19 protein-coding genes are annotated in these 21,160 nt (G+C 61.8%); 10 read left to right on the top strand and 9 right to left on the bottom strand.

Annotated features, from left to right (window positions below):
• The first annotated feature begins 6 nt into the window (after positions 1-6).
• The 3 genes from ATN38_RS10215 (at position 7) to ATN38_RS10205 (ending at position 4,535) form a co-directional block, all read left to right on the top strand.
• Positions 7-1,650 carry an AMP-binding protein gene (locus tag ATN38_RS10215; protein WP_042451563.1) on the top strand — a complete coding sequence of 548 codons (1,644 nt, stop codon included), beginning with the start codon at positions 7-9 and terminating at the stop codon, positions 1,648-1,650.
• An 82-nt stretch (positions 1,651-1,732) separates the two neighbouring features.
• Positions 1,733-3,286, top strand: a complete 1,554-nt coding sequence (locus ATN38_RS10210) for an acetyl-CoA hydrolase/transferase family protein (protein ID WP_218747916.1) — start codon at positions 1,733-1,735, stop codon at positions 3,284-3,286.
• 37 nt (positions 3,287-3,323) lie between these two features.
• The gene (locus ATN38_RS10205; RefSeq protein WP_042921490.1) at positions 3,324-4,535 is read left to right on the top strand and encodes a CdaR family transcriptional regulator; all 1,212 of its coding nucleotides are present in this window, start codon (positions 3,324-3,326) and stop codon (positions 4,533-4,535) included.
• On the opposite strand, the gene ATN38_RS10200 is transcribed toward ATN38_RS10205, so the two are convergent.
• On the bottom strand, positions 4,536-5,363 hold the full coding sequence (locus ATN38_RS10200) for an SDR family oxidoreductase (RefSeq protein WP_003942902.1): 828 nt from the start codon (positions 5,361-5,363) through the stop codon (positions 4,536-4,538).
• A 162-nt stretch (positions 5,364-5,525) separates the two neighbouring features.
• On the opposite strand from ATN38_RS10200, the gene ATN38_RS10195 reads away from it, so the two are divergent.
• Positions 5,526-6,758 (top strand): CdaR family transcriptional regulator, encoded by a 1,233-nt coding sequence (locus ATN38_RS10195; protein WP_042451555.1) that lies wholly within the window; start codon positions 5,526-5,528, stop codon positions 6,756-6,758.
• Positions 6,759-6,762: 4 nt separating this feature from the next.
• On the opposite strand, the gene ATN38_RS10190 is transcribed toward ATN38_RS10195, so the two are convergent.
• Positions 6,763-7,110 (bottom strand): hypothetical protein, encoded by a 348-nt coding sequence (locus tag ATN38_RS10190; RefSeq protein WP_030536118.1) that lies wholly within the window; start codon positions 7,108-7,110, stop codon positions 6,763-6,765.
• A 225-nt stretch (positions 7,111-7,335) separates the two neighbouring features.
• Between ATN38_RS10190 and ATN38_RS10185 the strand changes: the two genes are divergently transcribed.
• Positions 7,336-8,421 carry a TerC family protein gene (locus tag ATN38_RS10185; protein WP_003942925.1) on the top strand — a complete coding sequence of 362 codons (1,086 nt, stop codon included), beginning with the start codon at positions 7,336-7,338 and terminating at the stop codon, positions 8,419-8,421.
• Positions 8,422-8,482: 61 nt separating this feature from the next.
• On the opposite strand, the gene ATN38_RS10180 is transcribed toward ATN38_RS10185, so the two are convergent.
• The gene (locus ATN38_RS10180) at positions 8,483-9,529 is read right to left on the bottom strand and encodes an NADP-dependent oxidoreductase (RefSeq protein ID WP_047269440.1); all 1,047 of its coding nucleotides are present in this window, start codon (positions 9,527-9,529) and stop codon (positions 8,483-8,485) included.
• Between the two features lie 368 nt (positions 9,530-9,897).
• On the opposite strand from ATN38_RS10180, the gene ATN38_RS10175 reads away from it, so the two are divergent.
• Together ATN38_RS10175 and ATN38_RS10170 are read left to right on the top strand one after the other, a co-directional pair.
• Complete coding sequence (locus ATN38_RS10175) at positions 9,898-11,163, top strand: cytochrome P450 (protein ID WP_007730518.1); 1,266 nt, start codon at positions 9,898-9,900, stop codon at positions 11,161-11,163.
• A gap of 138 nt (positions 11,164-11,301) precedes the next feature.
• Complete coding sequence (locus ATN38_RS10170) at positions 11,302-11,883, top strand: PadR family transcriptional regulator (RefSeq protein ID WP_256931737.1); 582 nt, start codon at positions 11,302-11,304, stop codon at positions 11,881-11,883.
• Positions 11,884-11,965: 82 nt separating this feature from the next.
• On the opposite strand, the gene ATN38_RS10165 is transcribed toward ATN38_RS10170, so the two are convergent.
• On the bottom strand, positions 11,966-12,688 hold the full coding sequence (locus ATN38_RS10165; protein ID WP_007730520.1) for an IclR family transcriptional regulator: 723 nt from the start codon (positions 12,686-12,688) through the stop codon (positions 11,966-11,968).
• Positions 12,689-12,968: 280 nt separating this feature from the next.
• Between ATN38_RS10165 and ATN38_RS10160 the strand changes: the two genes are divergently transcribed.
• Positions 12,969-13,895 (top strand): alpha/beta hydrolase, encoded by a 927-nt coding sequence (locus ATN38_RS10160; protein WP_007730522.1) that lies wholly within the window; start codon positions 12,969-12,971, stop codon positions 13,893-13,895.
• A 5-nt stretch (positions 13,896-13,900) separates the two neighbouring features.
• On the opposite strand, the gene ATN38_RS10155 is transcribed toward ATN38_RS10160, so the two are convergent.
• On the bottom strand, positions 13,901-14,551 hold the full coding sequence (locus ATN38_RS10155; protein ID WP_030536113.1) for a Dabb family protein: 651 nt from the start codon (positions 14,549-14,551) through the stop codon (positions 13,901-13,903).
• Positions 14,544-14,891 (bottom strand): hypothetical protein, encoded by a 348-nt coding sequence (locus ATN38_RS10150; RefSeq protein ID WP_007730530.1) that lies wholly within the window; start codon positions 14,889-14,891, stop codon positions 14,544-14,546. Before ATN38_RS10150 ends, ATN38_RS10155 begins: the two co-directional genes overlap by 8 nt.
• A gap of 241 nt (positions 14,892-15,132) precedes the next feature.
• Between ATN38_RS10150 and ATN38_RS10145 the strand changes: the two genes are divergently transcribed.
• Both ATN38_RS10145 and ATN38_RS10140 read left to right on the top strand, forming a co-directional pair.
• A complete protein-coding gene (locus ATN38_RS10145; RefSeq protein ID WP_042921616.1) occupies positions 15,133-16,020 on the top strand; it encodes an SDR family NAD(P)-dependent oxidoreductase in 888 nt (295 codons plus the stop codon).
• Between the two features lie 47 nt (positions 16,021-16,067).
• The gene (locus tag ATN38_RS10140) at positions 16,068-16,931 is read left to right on the top strand and encodes an SDR family NAD(P)-dependent oxidoreductase (RefSeq protein ID WP_007730535.1); all 864 of its coding nucleotides are present in this window, start codon (positions 16,068-16,070) and stop codon (positions 16,929-16,931) included.
• Between the two features lie 27 nt (positions 16,932-16,958).
• Here the strand turns inward: ATN38_RS10140 and ATN38_RS10135 are convergent, their stop codons facing one another.
• From ATN38_RS10135 to ATN38_RS10125, 3 genes are all read right to left on the bottom strand, one after another.
• Positions 16,959-18,455: an MFS transporter gene (locus ATN38_RS10135; protein WP_202426560.1), complete on the bottom strand. Its 1,497-nt coding sequence runs from the start codon at positions 18,453-18,455 to the stop codon at positions 16,959-16,961.
• A 154-nt stretch (positions 18,456-18,609) separates the two neighbouring features.
• On the bottom strand, positions 18,610-20,073 hold the full coding sequence (locus ATN38_RS10130) for a benzaldehyde dehydrogenase (protein ID WP_116058265.1): 1,464 nt from the start codon (positions 20,071-20,073) through the stop codon (positions 18,610-18,612).
• A 93-nt stretch (positions 20,074-20,166) separates the two neighbouring features.
• Positions 20,167-21,057 carry a LysR family transcriptional regulator gene (locus tag ATN38_RS10125; protein ID WP_003943104.1) on the bottom strand — a complete coding sequence of 297 codons (891 nt, stop codon included), beginning with the start codon at positions 21,055-21,057 and terminating at the stop codon, positions 20,167-20,169.
• Positions 21,058-21,160 lie beyond the last annotated feature (103 nt).

Below are 21,160 nucleotides of genomic sequence, written 5' to 3'. Positions count from 1 at the left end.
TGTGAGATGAGCAGTGTTCTCGAAACGTCGTACTTCCCCGCTGACGTGTCTGACCCGATAGAGGAGCAAACGGTGGGTGGGCTGCTGCGAGAGTGCGCCGCGGACTCGCCGAATCTGATTGCAATCAGAGAAGTGGTTCCGACGCAATCGCATTCGCTTTCCGGGGCGGCTGAAACCGATCGCACGTGGACCTTCGCGGAGCTTCTCGACGAAGCAGAGGGGTGTGCGCACTACCTCTTGTCTCGGTTCGACTGTGGAGATCGGATCACTGTCTGGGCTCCGAACGTTCCGGAATGGATGATTCTGCAATACGGCGCCGCGCTCGCCGGGATGGTTCTGGTGACCGCCAATCCGGCGTTGGGTGCGGAGGAACTCGCGTACGTCCTGTCGCAGTCCCAGTCTCGGGGGCTCTTCCACACCGGAAAGTTCCGCGGTGGCGATATGGCAGCGGTTGCATCCGAGGCGATTTCGATTTCGGGAGAAGAAGTTCTCGCAGTCAACTTCGAGGAGTGGGATCGCCAGGTTCGAGGTTGGGCGGGCGAGCGGGGCGCTCTGCCCGAAGTCTCGCCTGACGACAATGCGCAGATCCAGTACACGTCGGGAACCACCGGAGTTCCCAAAGGTGCTCTGTTGCATCACCGCGGATTGGTCAACAATGCCGATTTCGTGAGTCGGAGAGGCCGATTCCCTGAGCGGGGTTCGGTTGTGTCGGCCATGCCGCTGTTCCACACCGCCGGGTGCGGCATCCTGGTTCTCGGCGCCGCGCAGCGAAGAATGTCCATCGGCCTGATCCAGTACTTCGATCCGACTGCGGTTCTCGATGCGGCGGAACGCTTTCACGCTGACGTGGTCAGTGGAGTGCCGACGATGCTGATCGCGATGATCAACGACGCCAGCTTCGCGAGTCGCGACTTTTCGGCCTGTTCGGTGGTCGTATCCGGCGGGTCGTCGGTCCCGCCCGAACTCGTCAGCACGGTGGAGTCGGCCTTCGGGGCGGGGTTCAGCATCGTCTACGGACAGACCGAGGCCAGCCCCGTCATCACACAGACCAGCCCGGCCGACACCCCCGAGGACAAGTCGGAGACGGTCGGACTCGCGTTGCCGCAGGTCGAAGTGAAGATCTCCGACGTCGTGACCGGGGACAGCGTGCCGCTCGGCGAACAAGGCGAGATCTGCGCGCGCGGGTACCTCGTCATGACCGAGTACTTCCGTAATCCGGAGGCTTCGGCCGACACCGTGGACAAGGATGGTTGGTTGCATACCGGCGATTTGGGGACGATGGACGAACGTGGATACGTCCGGGTTACCGGCCGCCTCAAGGACATGATCATCCGCGGCGGTGAGAACATCTATCCGCGTGAGGTCGAGTCCGTGATCTTCACACATCCGAAGATTCTCGACGTGGCGGTCGTGGGTGTGCCCGACGAGGTGTGGGGTGAGCGAGTTGTCGCCGTTATCCGCTGGAAGGACGAGTCCGACCAACCGACCGCCGCCGAGCTGGTCGAGTTCTGCACCGAGCGACTGGCGCGCCACAAGGCGCCCAAGGAGTGGTTCAGCGCGGAGGCGTTCCCACTGACAGGGTCGGGCAAGATCCAGAAATATCGAATTGCGAGCCTGGTCGGCGAAGGCGTGTACGGCGTCGTCAACTGATCGGTGCACATAGCACGTCGGAGCGATTCTGTCTGGGTTATCCCCGTAAATCGCTTCGACGTGCCCTGTTTATCCTGGTGCCGTGAGTTCAACCTTCGGTGAGACCGGACACAACGCCACCTCCAACCGCATTCGCGCCACAGCGTTTGCGTCGAAGGTGATGTCTGCGTCCGACGCCGTGAAGTTCATCAACCCGGGCGACACCGTCGCGATCAGCGGTTTCGCGAGCGCCGGTACACCCAAGGTTGTCATTCCGGCCCTGGCCGAGCGTATTCACCGGACCCGCGGCAACGGATCGAACTTCACGATCAATCTCCTGACCGGCGCTTCTGTGTCCACCGAGACCGAAAGGCTGCTCGCGGAGGTCGACGGAATCGCGCTGCGCATGCCGTATCAGTCCGAGGCCACCGCACGTCGCCGGATCAACGAGGGTCGTATGGACTACGTGGACATCCATCTCTCCCACGTGGCTCAGCAGGTGTGGGAGGGCTACTACGGCAACGTAGACGTCGCGGTGGTCGAGGTCGCCGGTATCACCGAATCAGGGGAACTGATTCCCTCCGCGTCGATTGGCAACAACAAGACCTGGCTGGACGTCGCCGACAGGGTCATCCTCGAAGTCAACTCGTGGGTGCCCGAGGCGATGGAAGGTATTCACGACGTCTATTACGGCACCGCGCTGCCGCCGCATCGCAAGCCGCTCGAGATCATTCGTGTCGAGGACCGGATCGGCCAGACCACGTTCCGAGTGGATCCCACGAAGGTTGTGGCCGTTGTCGAGACCAACTGCCGTGACAGCGCGAGCCCTCTCACTGCACCCGACGCCGTCAGTGAGGCGATCGCCGGCCACGTCCTGGAATTCTTCGACTTCGAGGTGCGCGCCGAACGGATGCCGGCCGATACGTTGCTTCCGCTGCAGGCGGGCATCGGCAATGTCGCCAACGCGGTGCTCGGAGGGCTCGATCGGGGGCCGTATCGCGGCCTGACCTGCTACTCCGAGGTCATCCAGGACGGGATGCTGAAGCTGATCAAGGACGGAACGGTCGCGCATGCGTCGTCGACGGCTTTGGCGCTCACCGAAGAGGGCATCGAAGAACTGACCGCGAACATCGACTTCTACCGCCACCACATCACGCTCCGTCCGCAGGAGATCAGCAACCACCCGGAGGTGGTGCGCAGACTCGGAATCATCGCCATGAACGGCATGCTCGAGGCCGACATCTACGGCAACGTGAACTCGACGCACGTCATGGGGACGAAGATCATGAACGGAATCGGCGGCTCGGGGGACTTCGCCCGCAACGGCTACGTGTCCATGTTCCTGAGCCCGTCGACGGCCCGCGGCGGTGAGATCTCGGCGATCGTGCCGATGGTTCCGCACGTCGACCACACCGAGCACGACACTCAGGTGTTGGTGACCGAGCAGGGGTTGGCGGATCTGCGCGGTCTGTCGCCGCGGCGACGCGCGCGCCTGATCGTCGACAAGTGTGCTCACCCGGAGTTCCGGCCACTGCTCCACGATTACATCGCTCGCGCCGACGCTCAACCGGGTGCGGGGCAGACGCCGCACATCCTGGGCGAGGCATTCTCGTTCCATCAGCGGTACATCGACACGGGTTCGATGCGCCTTTCGTGACGCCAGGCAATGCTGCCGGCAGTGAGAGAATGCGAGGGTGAGCCGAACCGGGGTACCTGACGACGCCATACGCCGGGTTGCCGCGGCGGGGGCCGATGACGCCGGTGGCCTACCCGTCGAACTGCTGGGTGATTTCCTGGACGTGCTCAGTGTCGCCGTATGCGAGGGGAAGCCGCTGCAGCGTCGTCAGCTGCACCGCTTCCGCGCTCGCGGGGAAGAAGCAGCGCAGCAGGGTGTCGCCCTGCGAGCCCTGCTCGATCTGTATCTCTCCTCGGCCTGGCGTCTGTGGCGTGAACTGCCTGCTGTTATTGCGGCACAATCGGATCCGAACGCCGTCGTCGCGGCCGGCGAAGTGATGCTGCGTGCCGTCGACGATGCCGTCGCCGAACTGGCCGAAGGGTTTCAGTTGGCCAGACGTTCTCTGGTCCGCTCGCAGGTATCGGCACGCCGCGAGTTCGTCGACGACTTGTTGACCGGCGGCGCTGACGTCGTCGGATTGTTGGATCGCGCTTCAGGATTCGGTCTCCACCTCAGTGGTCCGCATGCCGTGGCGGTAGTGACCGCCGCCCGTGAGTTCACCGACGACAACCCTTTGGTGCGCGCCGTCGAACGTGCCGTTCTGGGTAGCAAGGGTGACGCCGATGCGTTGGTCGCCAGCAAGAGCGGCAAACTGGTGGTCGTTTTCGCGGCGCCGGATCGCGATGCCGTCGACCACGTGCTGGCAGGGATTCGGTCGGCTCTCGGGCCGGGGACCGATGACGACGGGCGAGTGCAGTTGCAGCGGCGTCCTTTGGACGGCACGTGGCAGATCGCTGTCGGGCGCCCTCGAACCACCGCTTCGGGCGTGGTGGCGTCGTACCGGGAGGCGCTGGACGCACTGGACCTGGCGCAGCGCCTGTCGTTGACCGCACCGATCATCGATGCTCGTGACCTGCTGGTCTACCGGGTTCTGGTCAACGACAGACCGGCGGTCACCGACCTGATCCACACCCTTCTCACACCGCTGCTCGAGGCGCGTGGTGGCGCTGGACCGATGATCGACACACTGCTCGCGTACTTTTCCGCCGGCGGCAATACGGCTAAGACCGCCCGAGACCTGCATTTGTCCGTCCGCGCCGTGACGTACCGGTTGGACCGCATCCGTGAACTCACCGGTCAGAACGTCAACGATCCCAACGACAGCTTCGCGCTCCACGCTGCCGTACTGGGTGCGAAGCTGCTCGACTGGCCGGCCACCGAGCTGACCTGATCAGCTTGCGCGGGCGCGTTCTTCGTAGGCAGCACGTGCCGCGGTGTCGACGTCGCCGAGAAACTGCGTCTCGACGCCGAACAGTCGGCTCAATGCCTCGTACGGCCGCCGGGGGAAGAAGCCCTGTGCCTGCACGAGCAGCCCGGACACCCGCGTAATGCGTACGCGTGGGCGCGGTTTGGTGATCAAGCCGACGACGGCTTCGGCGATTTCCTCCGGCTGAACCTCTCGGAATCCCTTCATTCCCGAAGTGCCCGAGGTGAGTTGGGTGTTGGTGAGCGTCGGCAGCACGGACGAGATGTGAACTCCGGTGCCACGAACTTCCTTGCGGACAGAATCGGTGAAGCCCAACACCGCATGCTTGGCGCCGCAGTACGTCGACAAACCGGGGCACGGGAGTTCGCCTGCAAGCGAAGCGATGTTGATGACGTGTCCACGTCCGCGCGGAAGCATCCGTCGCAATGCGAGCTTGGTTCCCGTGATCACGCCGAGGACGTCGATCTCGATGATGCGTCTGGTCACGGAGTCGTCCTCGTCGACGATCCGTCCGACCGGCATGATGCCCGCATTGTTGACCAGCACGTCGATCGGGCCGAGTTCACCTTCGACGGTGTCGAGGAAGTCGAAGAACGAGGCGGGGTCGGTGACGTCGAGGCGCCCGAACGTGCGGATGCCCAAATCCTTGGCTGCTCGCGCGAGAGTGGCTTCGTCGATGTCGCCGATCGCGACCGTCGCACCCAGGCTGATCAGCCGCTTCGCGGTGGCGTATCCGATGCCCCGGGCGCCGCCGGTGATGACCACTACCTGACCGTCGAAAGGTTTGTTCATTTACTCCAGCGTCTCCAAAGATAGGGGTTGGTTGCAGTGAGATGAATCTGCAGGGATGTGATTGTGGACCAGTCGAAACCGGGTTGCTAGGGCTTCTTGGCCGAAGTGAGACGATAGATTTGTGACTAAGTCACAATCAGGGTGACAAGTCGGGGAGGCGCCATGGACACATCGGAGTTGGACGGCTGGATTGCAAATCTCGCGCCCATCTATCTCCAGCCGGAGGTGATCGACGGTTTCGTTCAACGCATCGACGACGCCATTGCGGTGGCCAATCCTGAAGTGGCGGGTGATCGGGAGCTACGACGCGATGTGGATGCGAGCACTGCGGCGCAGCTTCGCGTCATCGTGGCCGCGATCGCGGGCGGTTCCCAGGAGGTCACGCCGCCGCCGGAGTCGGTTGCGCTTGCACTCACCGTTGCCAGGCGCGGTATGGATCTTCGAGTCCTGCTCAAGATCTACGGTGCCGGACGCCTCGCGATGCTGGGCTTCGTCGACGAGTCGATAGAAGCACTCCCGATCGGTCCGGAACTCAAGCGCGCACTTCTGGTCCGAGTGTGGGGTTCGGCGATGAGATGGCTGGAAGTGACCACCGAATTGTTGGTGGCAACGTATGCGAAGGAGCGTGAGAGCTTGGCGCGCGGCGCTTTTGCGCGTCGGTCCGAGACGGTGCACGCGATTGTCGCAGGCGAAGCACTTCACTCCGATGAGGTGTCGCAGATTCTCGACTACCCGATGCGGCGCCACCACACTGCGTTTGTTCTCTGGACGGACGACACCGATCCGGCCGCCGACGTATTGGCCCGATTGGACTCGTATGCGCGTTCCTTTGTGGACGAGTCGAATGCCGAGCGCGTGCTGACGCTGCCTTCGGGGGCGCGCGAGGTGTGGTCGTGGGTCGCGCATTTCGACGACCATGAGTGGGCGGCGCTCGATCGTGCTCGGAATTCGGATCTTCGTGTCGCGGTGGGGGCCAGCGGTTACGGAATGGAAGGATTCGCGCGCAGTCACCGCGAGGCTCTCGCCGCGCAGCGCATCGCGGTCCGTTCCACGGGTTCGCCGGGGGTCACCGTCTACGAAGATGTTCAGGTTCCCTGTCTGCTCACCGAAGATCTGGACGAACTGCGTGCGTTGGTGGCTCGGGAATTGAAAGGCCTCGCCGGCGCGGACGGCGTCACGACGCGTATCCGAGACACCGTTCGGGTCTATTACGAGAACAATTGCACTGCAGCCGCTACCGCCGTGGCGCTCGGTCTGCACAAGAACACCGTGCGGTATCGACTCGATCAGGCCGAAAAGCTGTTAGACCGCAGCGTGGACCAGCGTCGGCTGCCAACAGAGTTGGCGCTCATCGCGCTGGAGAGCTACGGAGCCGCCCTCCTGGCGAACCCGTGACTCGCTACTGCATGTCGTCGAGCCCGGGGAGCGAATAGCCGGAGCTGTCATCCCAATCGGCGGGGGTGTCGTCGAGTGAAACGTCCCAGTCTGCGTCGGGCACCGCTCGCCGGAGTTCGGTCAGAGCGTTGAACCAGTAGACGAGCGAAGGGATTACCTCGGTCGGGTCGCTCGAGATCTTTGTCGAACCGTTGAGCAGAGTGTCGGGGATATCCGACGGATAGAGGTCCAGGACCTCGTAGTCGAACGGAAATTCGTCGTTGTGGACGGCGATGAGTCGGTCGACTTCGGCCTTCTCGTCGTCGGTCAGCGGTGTGGTGCGAACGGCGGAGTAGTACAACGAGGTGCTCATGCTTGCCAGGCTAGAACAAGATGCCGTCCAGCGGCGGTTTCGGACGCAACACCCTCAGATTGCATGGTTTCGGCAACTTCAGGTGTGAAAGTCGTCGATATTTCGACCGGGATGGATAGAAGTCGGCAAGGAACACTGGAGAAGACGGCGAGACGGCCGTCCGAACCCAGTGAAGGAGCTCCCCGTGACCGCAGTCATCAGTGCCATTCGGGTAGGTGGTCAGCGATGAACGTTCCCATGTGGGCGTGGGCCGCGTTCGCCGCAGTCATCGTCGTCATGTTGCTCATCGACCTGCTCGCCCACCGCGGCGCGCACGTCATCGGCTTCAAGGAAGCGGCCTGGTGGAGTGCACTCTGGGTCGGTTTGTCTCTCGTATTCGCGGTGGTCGTCACCCTGACCTTGGGGGTGAACTCGGGCGTCGAATTCACCACGGCCTGGCTGTTGGAGAAGAGCCTCTCCGTCGACAACCTCTTCGTGTTCGCCCTGATCTTCGGTTACTTCAAGGTGCCCCGTGAATACCAGCACCGCGTGTTGTTCTTCGGTGTCATCGGCGCCCTGATCTTCCGCGGTATCTTCCTCGCCGCCGGCGTTGCCGTGGTCAGCAAGTTCACGGCCGTGCTGTTCGTCTTCGCCGCCATCCTGCTCTACAGCGCCTACAAGCTGCTCAAGGACGACGACGAGAACTTCGATCCGGGAACCTCGCTGGCGGTTCGCTTGCTGCGCAAGATCATGCCGGTCCGTGAGGAATACGCAGGAACCAAGTTCTTCGTCAAGGAAGCCGGAAAGCGCGTCGCAACACCACTGTTCGCCGTCGTCGTCGCCATCGAAGCTGCCGACCTCGTGTTCGCAGTCGACAGTGTCCCGGCAGTGCTGGCAGTGAGTGACGATCCATTCATCGTCTACTCCAGCAACGCGTTTGCGATCTTGGGTCTGCGTGCCCTGTACTTCCTGCTCTCGGGCCTGCTCGAGAAGTTCCACTACCTGTCCAAGGGTCTGTCGATCATCCTCGCCTTCATCGGCGTGAAGCTGATCATGCAGGCCAGCCACAAGGTGATCAGCACGTCGATCCCCGAGATTCCCTCACTGGTCAGCCTCGCGGTGATCATCGTGGTGTTGGCAGGCTCGATCATCCTGAGTCTCAAGAAGCCGCTACCGGAAGAGCCTGAGGCCGAAGAGGTTGCGACCGGTGATGCACCGATCGACCTCGAGAAGTCAGGTGCTGACGGCAGCATCGAGAAATCCGGCGTCCAGCTCGCAACCGGCGAGCGCGACGACGATGACGACAAGGTAGATGCTCGGCCCAGAGGCTGACGCCTGATCGGCTGAACGAATCGAAAAGGGAGACCACACAACGACGTGTGGTCTCCCTTTGTCAAATCCTCACCAACTGCTTCCCCCGGTTGTGCCCCGAAAGCTGCCCGATCAAGGCCGCTGGGGCATTTTCGATGCCCTCGGTGACATCGTTGCGGTAGCGCAGTCCACCTTCGGCGATTCGAGCGGACGCCCACGCCCGGTACTCCGGGTACCGGTCGTAGTGGTCGTAGCAGATGAACCCTTCGATGCGTAGACGTTTGCGTAGTACAGGGCGTAGGGGAGGCCCGACTTCGCTTTCATCCTGGTTGTATTCGCTGATCATTCCGCACACGACGACCCTTCCGAAATCGGCCATGCGATCGAAAACCGCTCGCGTGATCGAGCCTCCGACGTTGTCGAAATAGACGTCGACGCCCTTCGGACACAATTCGTCCAACTGCTCGCCGATGTTCGCCGTCTTCCTATCTATGCAGGCGTCGAACCCCAATTCCTCCACAACGTATTCGGTCTTCTCACCCCCGGCGATTCCGATCACCCGGGCGCCCGCCAGCTTCGCGATTTGGCCTGCAACCATGCCGACTGCTCCGCCGGCCGCCGAAACCACGACTGTGTCTCGCTCTCGGACGTCGGCGACCAACCGCATTCCGCAGTGTGCGACAAATCCTGGCTGTCCTAGAATTCCGAGTTCATCTCCTAGGGAAGCTCGATTCTCCCTCGGTATGCGGTCCAGGGCAGCGCCTTTGATTGTGTGATAAACCTGCCAGTGCGTGCCGCCTCGAACCAAATCACCTGCCGCAAAGTCAGGATGCCGCGAAGAAATCACTTCGCCGACTGCGATGCCGTCCAAACCGGAGTGCGCAGGCACTACTCCAGCCAAGACGACGTCGCCGATACCGGCAACAGCTCCCAACGGCCCGGGGGCAGAGCTGGTGGACGGTAGGCGTCTTCGTATCGCCGGATCGATCGAAAGATAGTGGGCGCGGAACAGAACTTCGCCGTCCGCGGGCGGCCGGATCGGGACCTCGTCGATCCGAAAATCTTCTACGACAGGCAAGCCGCGGGGAGCTCGAACGACTCGCACAGCGCGGTTCACATATTCGGTCATGCGCAATTTCCAATCTGCTTCGACACCGGTTCGCATCACTTCTCGGGACGATTGCCCGGAATTGATCTCGCCGCCTTACTGATTCACGGCGAAGACGTCTGGGAATTCTGTCCTCGAGCAGCAAGGAGCGCACCTTCCCGCCCGCTCAGTGAGAATGTGGCAACCCGACGTCCGGAGCGCGACTTCATTTCCCATACAGCGGGCGGTTTGTTGGTTGCCTCGTAGTCCGACTGTGAAGCTCTGCGCAGTTCAGTTCAGCGCAGCGCTGACGCTCGTCACCAGTGGTATTCGGCTGTGGATTTTTACGAGGGCGTCAATGATCTGCCAGATCTTGTGTGAGTGATTTTGTCGAGGACGAGAGGTTGACTATGACTTCGCCGGTGGGTTCGGAGCGTGCGGTTCATGACACAACGGATTGGCTCAGAACGGGATTGGTCGATCCAACGGAGCCAGGCTTCCTGTCCGATCCGTACGCGCGGTACGCGATTGCGCGAGAAGTTGCTCCGGTACAACAGCATTCGAATGGCGTATACATGCTTTTCGCCTACGACGACGTGAAACGCGCACTGGCGGACAAGTCGCTGAGTTCGTCGGAACAGTATGCACTCGAGGCACCGCGCAATATGCGGATCAAGGCGGCCGGTGGCAGCGACGCCTACTTGTTGCGCCCATCGTTGTCGAAGCTGGATCCACCGGACCATCTGGCATTGCGCAAGCTACTGGCGCGCCCGTTCACGCCCAGGGCAATCAAGCGTTACGACGCGCGGGCGAAGGAAATCGTCGACGAGTTGCTTGCCGATCATGGACGGGGCTCCGAGATCGAGCTGGTGACGGAAGTTGCTCATCCGCTACCGATTCGCCTGGTCTGCGAAATTTTCGGTATCCCCGTACCTGCCGACACCGATACGATGTTCGAGTGGACCCGTAAGGGACTCAACCTACTCGATCCGTTTCTGACTGCCGAGCAGACCAGCGACTACATTTCCGCTCAGCGTGATTTCTCGGCACACCTTCAGGACGTTATCGCTTGGAAGCGCAACAATCTTGGCGACGACATCCTGTCGGACTTCATCTCCGCCGGCGACGAAGGCGAGATAATCGGGCCGGATCAAGTTGCCGCTACCGTGCAGACTTTGGTCATCGCCGGACTGGACACCACAGTCAATCAGGTCGGTCTCACCATGAATGCACTTATGGGCCATCGTGATCAGTGGGAACGACTCGTCGACGACAGGGCACTGCTCGATCACGCGGTAGAAGAAGTCCTGCGCTATGAGCCGACGGCGCAGTTGATGATTCGCATTGCTCCCGAGGATTACGCGGTGGGAGATGCGGTGATTCCGGCCGGAAATCACATTGTGACGTGGCTGGCGTCGGCAAACCGCGATGAAACTCGATTCGGTCCGAACGCGGACAGATTGGACTGGTCGAGGTCAAATGTCCGGGACCACATCACGTTCGGTCACGGTGCGCACGCTTGCCTCGGTGCGTGGTTGGCCCGGCTGGAGATCAAGACCATCCTGAATGCGTTGATCGACAAAGCGCCGAAGACCGAGCTCGTCGACGGTGGAGTGACGTGGGGTGGCACGGCCTTTATCCGCGGTGTCTCCGAACTGCGATTGAACCTCTTCTGATTGCACGAATTCGTGAACAGCCCACTCGGTGGGCAGGTCGGTGTCAGATGGTCGACGTCTTGTTAGTCTGGGCCGGTGCCTGATCCCGCAACTGCGTGTTACCCGGCATTGCCCGCGACAAGTTGGGCAGTGCTGGGAATGCTCACATTCGGAGAAGAACTCAGTGGCAGCGATCTGAAAAGCTGGGCCGACTGGAGCATCGGGTTCTATTACTGGAGCCCGTCGGTGAGCCAGGTCTATACCGAGCTCAAAAAGCTGGAAACGCTGGGATTCGTCAGTTCGCGGGAGGTTTCGGAATCGGGTGGGCGTCGTCGACGAGTGTTCACGATAACCAAATCCGGTATCGAGGCTCTCAGATCATGGTCACGCCGATCGGAGATCGAAACCCCCGTTCTCAAACATGGAGTGATGTTGAGACTGTGGGTCGGCCACCTCAACGACCCCGATCAGCTCAAGTCGATAGTGCTCGATCACATCGACAACCTCGAGGCAAAGAAGCTCAAGGCAATCGAACACGCCGATAACTCGGAGAATGAACCCGCCTGGGCATTTACCGAGATGAGTCTGCGATGGATAGGCCGCCATTTTCAGATGGAGATCGACCTCGCCGCTCAGTTGCTCGATGACATCGATGAGGCCGCCGCTCGATTCGCGCAAGGCGACGCCAACGCTCTCGGCTTGCCGCAGCCCGTCAATGCCGGTAGTTGGAAGTTGATCTGAGCGTGCGGAGGTACAACTCTCCAGATTCTGCCCCACGCCAATAGAATTGTGCTGTCGAGGTTTTCGTGCCCAGTCTTCGTGCCTACTGAGCTCGCATGCTTTCGGTGGTCCGGACGCCCGCATTTCGCCACAGGGAAGCGGCTGTTTCCCGAAGAAGCCCGGTGAGAGGCGAGTTCCGCTCGTCGAGCGGCATTTGTCGGAGCGGTCCGCAGATCGACAGCGCGGAGGTCGCGACGCCGATCGGGCCGATCGGAGTGGCGATCGTGCCGAATCCGTCGATCGGCGTGTCACGGCCGTATCCCACGCCGGTTTTTCGGACCTCGTCGGCCGCCTCTCCTCGCTCGTTGTTGAAGGTGTGGAGGACCCTGCCGACGAGAGTTCCGTCTGCGCGCGTGCTGAAACCGATCCGATTCGGAATCATGCTGGCGAAACGACCTGCCATGTGGGCGCGGCACACCACATTTGAGCCGTCGAGAATCGTCATCTCGACGATCAGTCCGGTACGCCGGTGCAATTCGTACAGGTGCGGATGCGCAGCTGAGTGAAGTCTGTCCTGGTACACGGCCAACGAGCCGAGTTCCACGAGCCGCAACCCGAGCGTGTAATCGCGGCCGCTGCGGTGCAGCCACCGAAGTTGGACCAGATGGTCGAGTATGCGGTGGGCTGAAGACCTTGGAAGCCCGGTTCGTCGGACAATCTCGGCGAGGGTGAGACGATCTCGACCGCCGAACGCATCCAGTAGCAGAGAGACTCGGTCGAGGAAGGCGTTCGGCGTTGCGGGATCGACCTCGAGCTGGAGCGACATGTGTTCCCTCTGCTATCCCGTAGTCAAGTTGGACAACTGCCCTGGACAAGGCTATTTCGATTAGGAATGATGACATGTTTTTTCTGCTTTGTGAAGAAGGCAACCCTGTGGATCGGACGCCTCCGGTGCTCGTCGGCGGAAACGGACCACTGATCGGGAGAGCGGGTTCCTTGCTTGGTGGTGGGCGATCTACGTTGACGTGATCACACGCCAAGTGGACAAACGCGGATGCCGGCGCAGACGTAGCGCCACCCGCCGGGCTGAGAGACCAGGAGACGATATGACGATTCAAGCGGAAGTCACCACGATGCTTGCAACCCTCAACGCTGGATTCCCGGATGTCACCAGTGTCCCGCCGTCGGAGCTACGAACTCTGATTCGGAACCGACGTGCGCCGCTGACGGGTCTTCCCGACATGCTTTCAGTCGAGAATCACGTAATCGACGGTCCCGGTGGAGATCTGGCAATTCGCGTCTTTCGTCCGCATGGAACCTCGAACGACGTTCCTCTCGTGGTCTTCGCTCACGGGGGCGGTTTCGTGTTCTGCGATCTGGACAGTCACGACGAATTCTGTCGATCGATGGCGCAGGGAGTCGGCGCAGTAGTGGTTGCCGTCGACTATCGGTTGGCGCCGGAGCATCCGGCACCGGCAGCCCACGACGACGTCTACGCCGCGGTGGCGTGGGCCAGCGAGCATGCTGCCGAATACGGTTCCGACGCAGGTAAAATCGCACTTGTGGGCGACAGTGCGGGAGGGAACCTCGCGGCGACCGTGGCTATTGCCGCTCGGGATCGGGGTGGTCCGGAAATCGCCCTTCAGGTTCTCATCTACCCCGTGATCGACGACGACTTCGAAACCGAGTCGTATCGGCTCTACGGCACGGGTCACTACAACACCACCGCAGCGATGGAATGGTACTGGCAGCAGTACGCGCCTGAAGGTCGCGACGACGCCCGTGTGATTCCTACGCGTGCGGAGACGCTCGCCGGTCTTCCGTCTGCTGTCGTCGTGACAGCCGAACTCGATCCGCCGTGTTCGTCAGGTGACGCGTATGCGCAGATGCTCGCGACGGCTGGCGTTTCGGTGCGCCATCATCGCTTCGAAGGATTGTTCCACGGCTTCCTCACTATCCCGTCTTTGTCACTGACCGAGCCTGCGCGACAGAAGCTTTGGGCGATGACGCGCGAGGCGCTCGGTAGCGAGTAGGCAGATCACTTCACTGTCAGGAGTCTCTCGGTGAGATTGCCGAACGTGTGACAGATTCTGTCGTGGACCACGGCCTCGGGACATTCGGGGTCGAACCACCGGTCCACCACTGCCCAGTGAATCGGATGATCGAGGTACTGGGTCTGCAGTGAGCCGAGGTCGGTGAACTCCTGCTCCCAGACATGAGTCCATGGTGTGTGCCCGATCGCTGCGTCGACTCGGCTGAGACGCCAGGCGCAGATCGACGAGATATGGGTAGGCATCCTGAGCAGATCCCGTTCGAATTCCTCGAGTACGTCCTGGGGTGTGCTGGGGGATACCCGGATGAACAGCGCTCGGTACACCTGACCGGCGGCTTCGGCGCCGGAACGTCCCGTGGTCCCGGACGAGTACTCGGCACCGTGGAAGTGGTCGACGGCGGCGCAGCGCAGGCTGTCGTCGACCGCATCTCGGGCTGTCTGCCAAGCCATCTCGTCTTCGAACTGAAGATGGACGATCAGATCTCCGCCGTTGATGACGCCGGGAAGTGTCGTACAGACGAGACGACGCAGCGCGTTCGACGATTCGGCAACTGCGGCAATGTTCTTCACTGCAGCGGTCCACTCGTCGGCGCCCGCCCCGTTGGCGGCGTGCACGACTCTTGTCACGTTATACATTGCTCAGTCCTTCGATGTCCTTTGCTGCGGCGGCCATGGAGCGACTCCGTTCGATTATGAGCGGAGCCATTGCATCCCACCACTGCCTGAGGGTGGAGTCTCTGCGGCCCTGGCGCGTCATCGACCACCAGCCGGCCGTGCCGTCGACCGTCCAGGTGACGGTCAAGGTGTTCGGGTCTTGATCGCACCACAACGGAGGGCTGACGAGTACGTCGGCGAGTGTCATGCCGCGACGCTGTGCACTCGGCAAATACTGGTCGAGTAGCGCGTCGACGAACTGTCGACCGCATCCCGGTTTCGTGACTATCCGATCGATCACGTAGAGCGTTTCATCTGCCATTGGTGAAGATTACTTTCCCCTAACCCGTTGTGATGCTTTCGATCTCACACAGCGGGAGATAGCGGATTTGGTCATGTGCCCGGCATTTCGACACCTCCCGTCAGGCGGGAATCGTTGCTGTGCAACAGAATCGGATGATGCAACATGGCGGACAACGATTGCGTGAAATGCAGTCGAACTCAGGTCGAACACATACGTCATGTGTTCGATGTCGTGAAGTGGAAGAGCCTTGGAGGAGCAGTTGAATCACTCGCTGGTAGGGAAGACCGCGCTGGTGACCGGGAGCAGTCGAGGCATCGGCAGGGCGATCGCCAGGCGACTGGCGGCAGAGGGGGCAACCGTGGTCGTCACCGCACGGTCGACTCGGCCTACCGCGGCAGTCCGTGCCGACAGTAATGTCGTCATCGGCGGTACGTTGTCCGAGACCGTCGAGATGATCGAGTCGCAACACGGTCGTGCACTTGCCATTCCGGCCGATCTCGAGGATTCCGAGGCTCGCGACGGATTGATCGAGAAGGTCGTCTCGCGGACCGGAGGTATCGACATCCTCGTGAACAATGCCGGGTTTGCCGACTACGCGCCGATCGAGAAGATGTCGCTGGCGACGTTCGATCGGACCCTCGACCACTACATTCGCGCGCCGTTCGCCCTGTCGAAGGCAGCCATCCCCTACATGCGAGAGCGCGGCGCAGGCTGGATCGTGAACATCGGTTCCTCGACGGGACTGAATCCGATCAGGCCCTTCCGCGACTACAACAAGACGTCGGGTGACGTGATTTACGCGTCGATGAAGGCAGCACTGCACAGGTTCACACAGGGCCTCGCCGCGGAGGTGCTGGACGACAATATCGCGGTCAACTCGGTGGGGCCTTCCACTGCGATCTCGACTCCCGGCGCCGACGCACTCATTCCGGATGGATACGAAACCGAGCCCGTCGAGTATCTTGCCGAGACGGTACTGGCCATGTGTTCTCTTCCCGCGGCCGAGCGGACCGGCCTTGTAGCCTTCAGTCTTCATTTTCCCTGGTATCAGGATCTGGTCGTGAAGGCGCTCGACGGGCAAGGGCTGATGCCCAGACGTGAGCCACCGACGTGGTGCAATCCCAACATTCTGCCCGAAGGAATCTGAAGTCTTTGTCGAGCAATAGTTTCGGCGACACAACCCGAGGAGTGGAGATGTCCCACGCTGAACGCCGGTTCGGTACCGGCACGGCCGTCGTGACCGGTGCGGGGGCCGGTATCGGTGCAGGGTTCGCCCGTCACCTTGCGCGGCTGGGAATGACGGTGGTCGTTGCCGACATCGACGAGGAGCGTGCGTCGCTCGTCGCCGAGGACATTCGCGCGGCCGGTGGGAGAGCTGACGTCCATGGGGTGGACGTAGCGGATGCCGATGCCGTGAAGAGGATGGCGGACAATGTGTTCGATCGTCACGGCAGCGTCGAGTTGCTGGTCAACAATGCCGGAGTGGAGACGGCCGGGTTGCTGTGGGAAGTCAGTGGTGCGCGGTGGAGACGGTTGATGGAGATCAACGTCGACGGCGTCTTCTATTGCCTTCGTGCTTTCGTGCCATTGATGTTGAAGGTGGGTAAGCCGGCGTGTGTGGCCAATCTGTCTTCTGTCGGCGGGATCAACAGCGCCGCGGTGCAAGGACCGTACATCGTCAGTAAGTTCGCGGTGCTGGCGATGACCGAGAGCTTGCACCAAGATCTGTCGTTGGTCGACTCTCCGATTCAGGTCAGTGCTGTTGTTCCACACTCGATCCGGAGTGAGATCTTTCGTGCGGCCCAGCGTGACGCGCCGACTACGAACGTCACGGCAAACGCTGTCTTCGATGCAATGCAACAGGCGAACGTCGAATCCGGACTCGACCCGCTCGATGCCGCCGAGCACATGACCGAAGCAATAGCGCGTGGGGACTTCTGGGTGTTCTCCGACGACGACGCGTGTCGGCAGTTCACCGACCGCCGAGCCGCTCAGCTTCGAGACCTGCTACCTCCCGCCGATCCTCGCACAATGCTCACACGCATGGGCATCTCGTGAATGCGGAGCTGTTCGGAGCAGGCCTGTTCACGCGCTGCCGTTGACAGACGTCGACGCACTCTTGGGGAGGCCTGACCAACCCACCAGGCCGACCAGAGCGAAAGCTACGGCGGCAGTGACGAAGGTGACGGTGAAGGCGGATTCGCTGGGCAGAGCGGATACGCCCTCTGGCAGGTTCGCGATGGTCATCGAGGCGAGAATCGTAGTCACCACTGCACTGCCCATGGCGCTGCCGGTGGAACGGGAGATCGAGTTGATGCCGTTGGCTATTCCACTCTGGTGTCGCGGAACGCTCGACATGATGATCGCGGGCATGGCCGCGTAGCCCAGGCTCACGGCGGCGCCGATCACGATGCCGGCACCGATGACCGACGCGGTGTGCGTGTGGTCGTACGCGAGCCAGGCGAACGGCACCGCACCACAGATGGCGGTGAGTCCCAGGACGAAGCGTGGCCCACGCACTCTGATGAGCCGCCCACCGATCGGTGCTGCGATCAGCGAGGCAATCGCACCCGGCAGCAGGAATTCCACCGACGCACGCAGAATGCTGGCGTCGAATCCGTATCCCGTGAGGGCGTGGGGAAGCTGCACGAGATAGGAGATGCCCAGGAAGTTGGCGAACATTCCGAAGCCCAGCATGACCCCCGCCAGATTCGCCATCATCACGGGCCGGTGGACGAACATTCGCATGTCGACCAGTGGTTCGTCGACGATCTTCTCGATCCAGACCCAGACTGCGAACATCACGATCGAGCCCAGGAAAACACCGATGGTCACGGGTGAGAACCAACCCCATTGGTGGCCTTGCGAAATCGACAACAGGAGCAGAAGGAGTGCAGCGCCCAGGCTCAGCGCGCCGATGACGTCGACGCGCCCGCCGCTCTTGTGCTTGGTTGCCGGAACCAGCGTGATGACGGCGACGAGCGCAAGCAACGCGAACCCGGTGGCCATCCAGAAGGCGTTGCGGTAGTCGGCATCCGGAGCCGATGTGAGAAGTCCGGTGGCTACGAGGGCGAGCCCGCTGCCGAATGCGAGAGTTCCGCTGACCAATGCCATCGCGCCGGGAAGCTTGTGTGGGCGGACCTCTTCGCGCAGGACCGACAGAGCCAGCGGGAAGATGGCGGTGGCGGTCCCCTGGAGGACGCGTCCGAGGATGAGAAGTGGCAGATTGTGTGCCAGTGCGGCGACGATCGAACCGATGACCATGACGACCAGAACGCCGACCAGCGTGCGCTTCTTGCCGTGCTGATCGCCGTAGCGGCCCAACAGGGGAGTGAAAACGGCGGCCGACAGCAACGTCGCCGTCGTCACCCAACTGATGCCGGCCGCGGATGCGCCCAGATCGGACTGAATACGCCCCAAAATCGGGACGGGCAGTGTCTGCATCATCGAGACGATCATCGCGGCCAGGCTGAGCGCCCCGATGATGACGGCCTCGCGGCGCGGCGATGTTACGACGGATACATCCGGGGTGTCGTGGACCGTTGGCTGCGCAGCGCTGTCGGTCGTCACTGAATTCGTCAAGTGGGTCCTTCTCGGGAATTACAAGAGAAATTGCTTAATGTGCCGAAGTAATTTTCTCTGGATGGTAAGTCCGCGAGATCGATCCCGTCAATGCTGGTCAGTGAGCCCCTGGGGCCAGCTCGGTGTATTCAGGACCAACTCGGCGTGTTTCGGACTAGAAGGGGTAGACCGGGAGTGCGCTCTGCGCAGTCACCCACTGCGTTTCGGTGAAGGCGTCGAGGTTTGCGCCGATACCGCCGACGCGGCCACCGTTACCCGAAGACGCCATGCCGCCGAACGGGATGACTGCTTCGTCGCCGACGGTCTGATCGTTGATGTGTACGAGGCCGGTGGGGATCTGTTGAGCGAGTTCGAGTCCGCGCATGGCGTCGGAGGTCAGAATGCCCAGTGACAGTCCGTACTCGGAATCGTTGGCTATGGCGACGGCCTGTTCGACGGTGGCGAAGGAGGTGACCGGTGCGACTGGCCCGAAGACTTCGTCGGCGAAGGCCGGGGCGGTCAGTGGGGTGTCGGCCAGCACGGTGGGCCGGTAGAAGAGATCTTCGTAGGTGCCACCGGCTGCCAGTTTTGCTCCGGCCGCGATGCTTCCGGTGACCAGGGAGTGGATGTGGTCGCGTTGTCCGGAGTCGATGATGGGTCCGAGTGCGACCTGACCGGTGAACGGGTCGCCTACCGGAAGCTTGTCGGCGTGTTCGGCAAGGAGTGCGGTGTAGTCGGCGGCGATGCTTTCGTGGACGAGTTGGCGGCCGGTGGTCATGCAGATCTGCCCCTGGTGCATGAAGGATCCGAAAGCGCCTACAGATGCGGCCTTTTCGAGGTCGACGTCGTCCATGACGATCAGTGCGTTGTTTCCCCCGAGTTCGAGGTGTGCTCGTTTGAGATGGCGGCCCGCCAGTTCACCGACAGCGCGTCCTGCCCGGGTCGACCCGGTGAATGCGATGACGCGAACGCTCGGATGAACCACGATTGCCTCACCGGCGTCAGCGCCACCCGGCAGCATGCCGAACACTCCGGCAGGCAGACCGGCTTCTTCGAAGATGCGGGCAAGAACCACACCGCCACAGATCGCCGTGCGCGGATCAGGCTTGAGGATCACCGAATTGCCCAGTGCCAGTGCGGGAGCGACTGCACGGATCGACAGAATGATCGGGAAGTTGAACGGTGCGATGACGCCGACGGTGCCGACGGGGACGCGACGAGAGAAGCTCAGCCGCGGTTGCTCCGAGCGCAGCACCTCGCCGACGGGGTGTGCGGCCAAAGCTGCTGCGTTGTAGCACTCTTCGGCAGCGGTGTGGGTTTCCAGTCCGGCTTTGGCGGGAATGCTGCCGGCCTCGCGGATTACCCATTCGCCGATTTCGTCGGCGTACTGCTCGAACAGTTGACCGGCGCGGCGTAGAACGGCGGCTCGTTCGGTGTACGGCCTTGCTGCCCAATCCTTCTGAGCGGCAGTAGCTTTTGTTGCAGCGGCTGCCACGTCGTCTGGTGTTGCCATGCCGACCGTCGTCAACTGCTTGCCGGTGGCCGGCTCGACGACAATACGATCGTCGGCGCTACCGAGAACCCATTCGCCGTCGAAGATCTTCGATTCCCACACAGGTTCGCTCAGTAGACGCGTCATGGCCGCTCCTCGGTAAAGGGATGCAACCGCGCGCCGCATCACATGGTTGTGGACCACGTTGCTCCGTGAGGGGAGTCGATCGCCATCGCACTTTCACTCAGTGAAAGACGGATTCATGGCGTCCTTGAGCGCTTGGATCAGATCGGCGAACTCGGTCGAGTGGGTGGCGCCGCTGCGGGTCACTCCCGAGACGGGAATTCGCAAGCGGCCGTGCGATTCTCGCATGAAGCTGATGCCGGCGCGTGGAGATTCGCCTGCGGTGATCGAATACAGCAGGGTCCAGGCGCGCGGGTTGGTGATCACGTCCAGCGTGGCTGTGTGATCGCTCGGAATTGCAGGGCCCAGTTGGACGCGTCGATCTATCTCGCGGAACGCGTCCTCGACCACCTTGTGAATGAGCACCTGGCTTTGGCGCGGCGGCAGGAGCAGGGGGTATGCGGCCAGATCATTGAGGTCGACGCTTTGCTGGCCGGCCAGGGGGTGCCGGCTCGACATGACGACCAGCAGATCTTCGACGCCGAGGTCCAAGGGTTCGAGTCCGGGGCGGTCGACGCCGCCGCGAATCAGCGCGATGTCGGCGTCACCGGAGGCCACGGCGTCCATGCGGTGGGCAAAACTCTTGATGACGAACTCGACGTCCAGGTCCGGATGAAGTTCGCGCACGTGTGCGATGGCGTCCAGCGTCTGAGCGGCGAAGCTCATGTTTCCGGTGATCCGGATCCGGGCTCGTGGGTCGCGTGCGACGGAGTAGGCCATCGTTTCGAGGCTGAGGACTTGCTGCGCAATGGGCACGAGTCGCGATCCTGCCGGGGCAAGGCGAACGGCTCGGGTCGAGCGTTCGAAGAGTGTCGCGCCAAGCTCCTTCTCCAGTCGGGCGACCTGATGGCTGATCGCCGACTGCGAGATGAAGCAGCGCTCGGCAGCGCGACTGAAGCTCAGTTCCTCGCTCACGACGAGGAAGTACTTGAGTTGGCGGAAGTCCATGAGGACAGCTTACTTATGAGCAATCGAGATAACAGTCTTGCGAATACTCCAGCTAGCTGGACCCGACCCATGATCAGTCCATACCGTAATAGTCATACTTTCA

Source organism: Rhodococcus sp. FH8 (genome assembly GCF_019266085.1).
Classification (GTDB): Bacteria; Actinomycetota; Actinomycetes; order Mycobacteriales; family Mycobacteriaceae; genus Rhodococcus_F; species Rhodococcus_F qingshengii.
The sequence above is the reverse complement of the archived record's forward strand: the minus strand, read 5'-3'. Positions and strand labels throughout refer to the sequence as shown.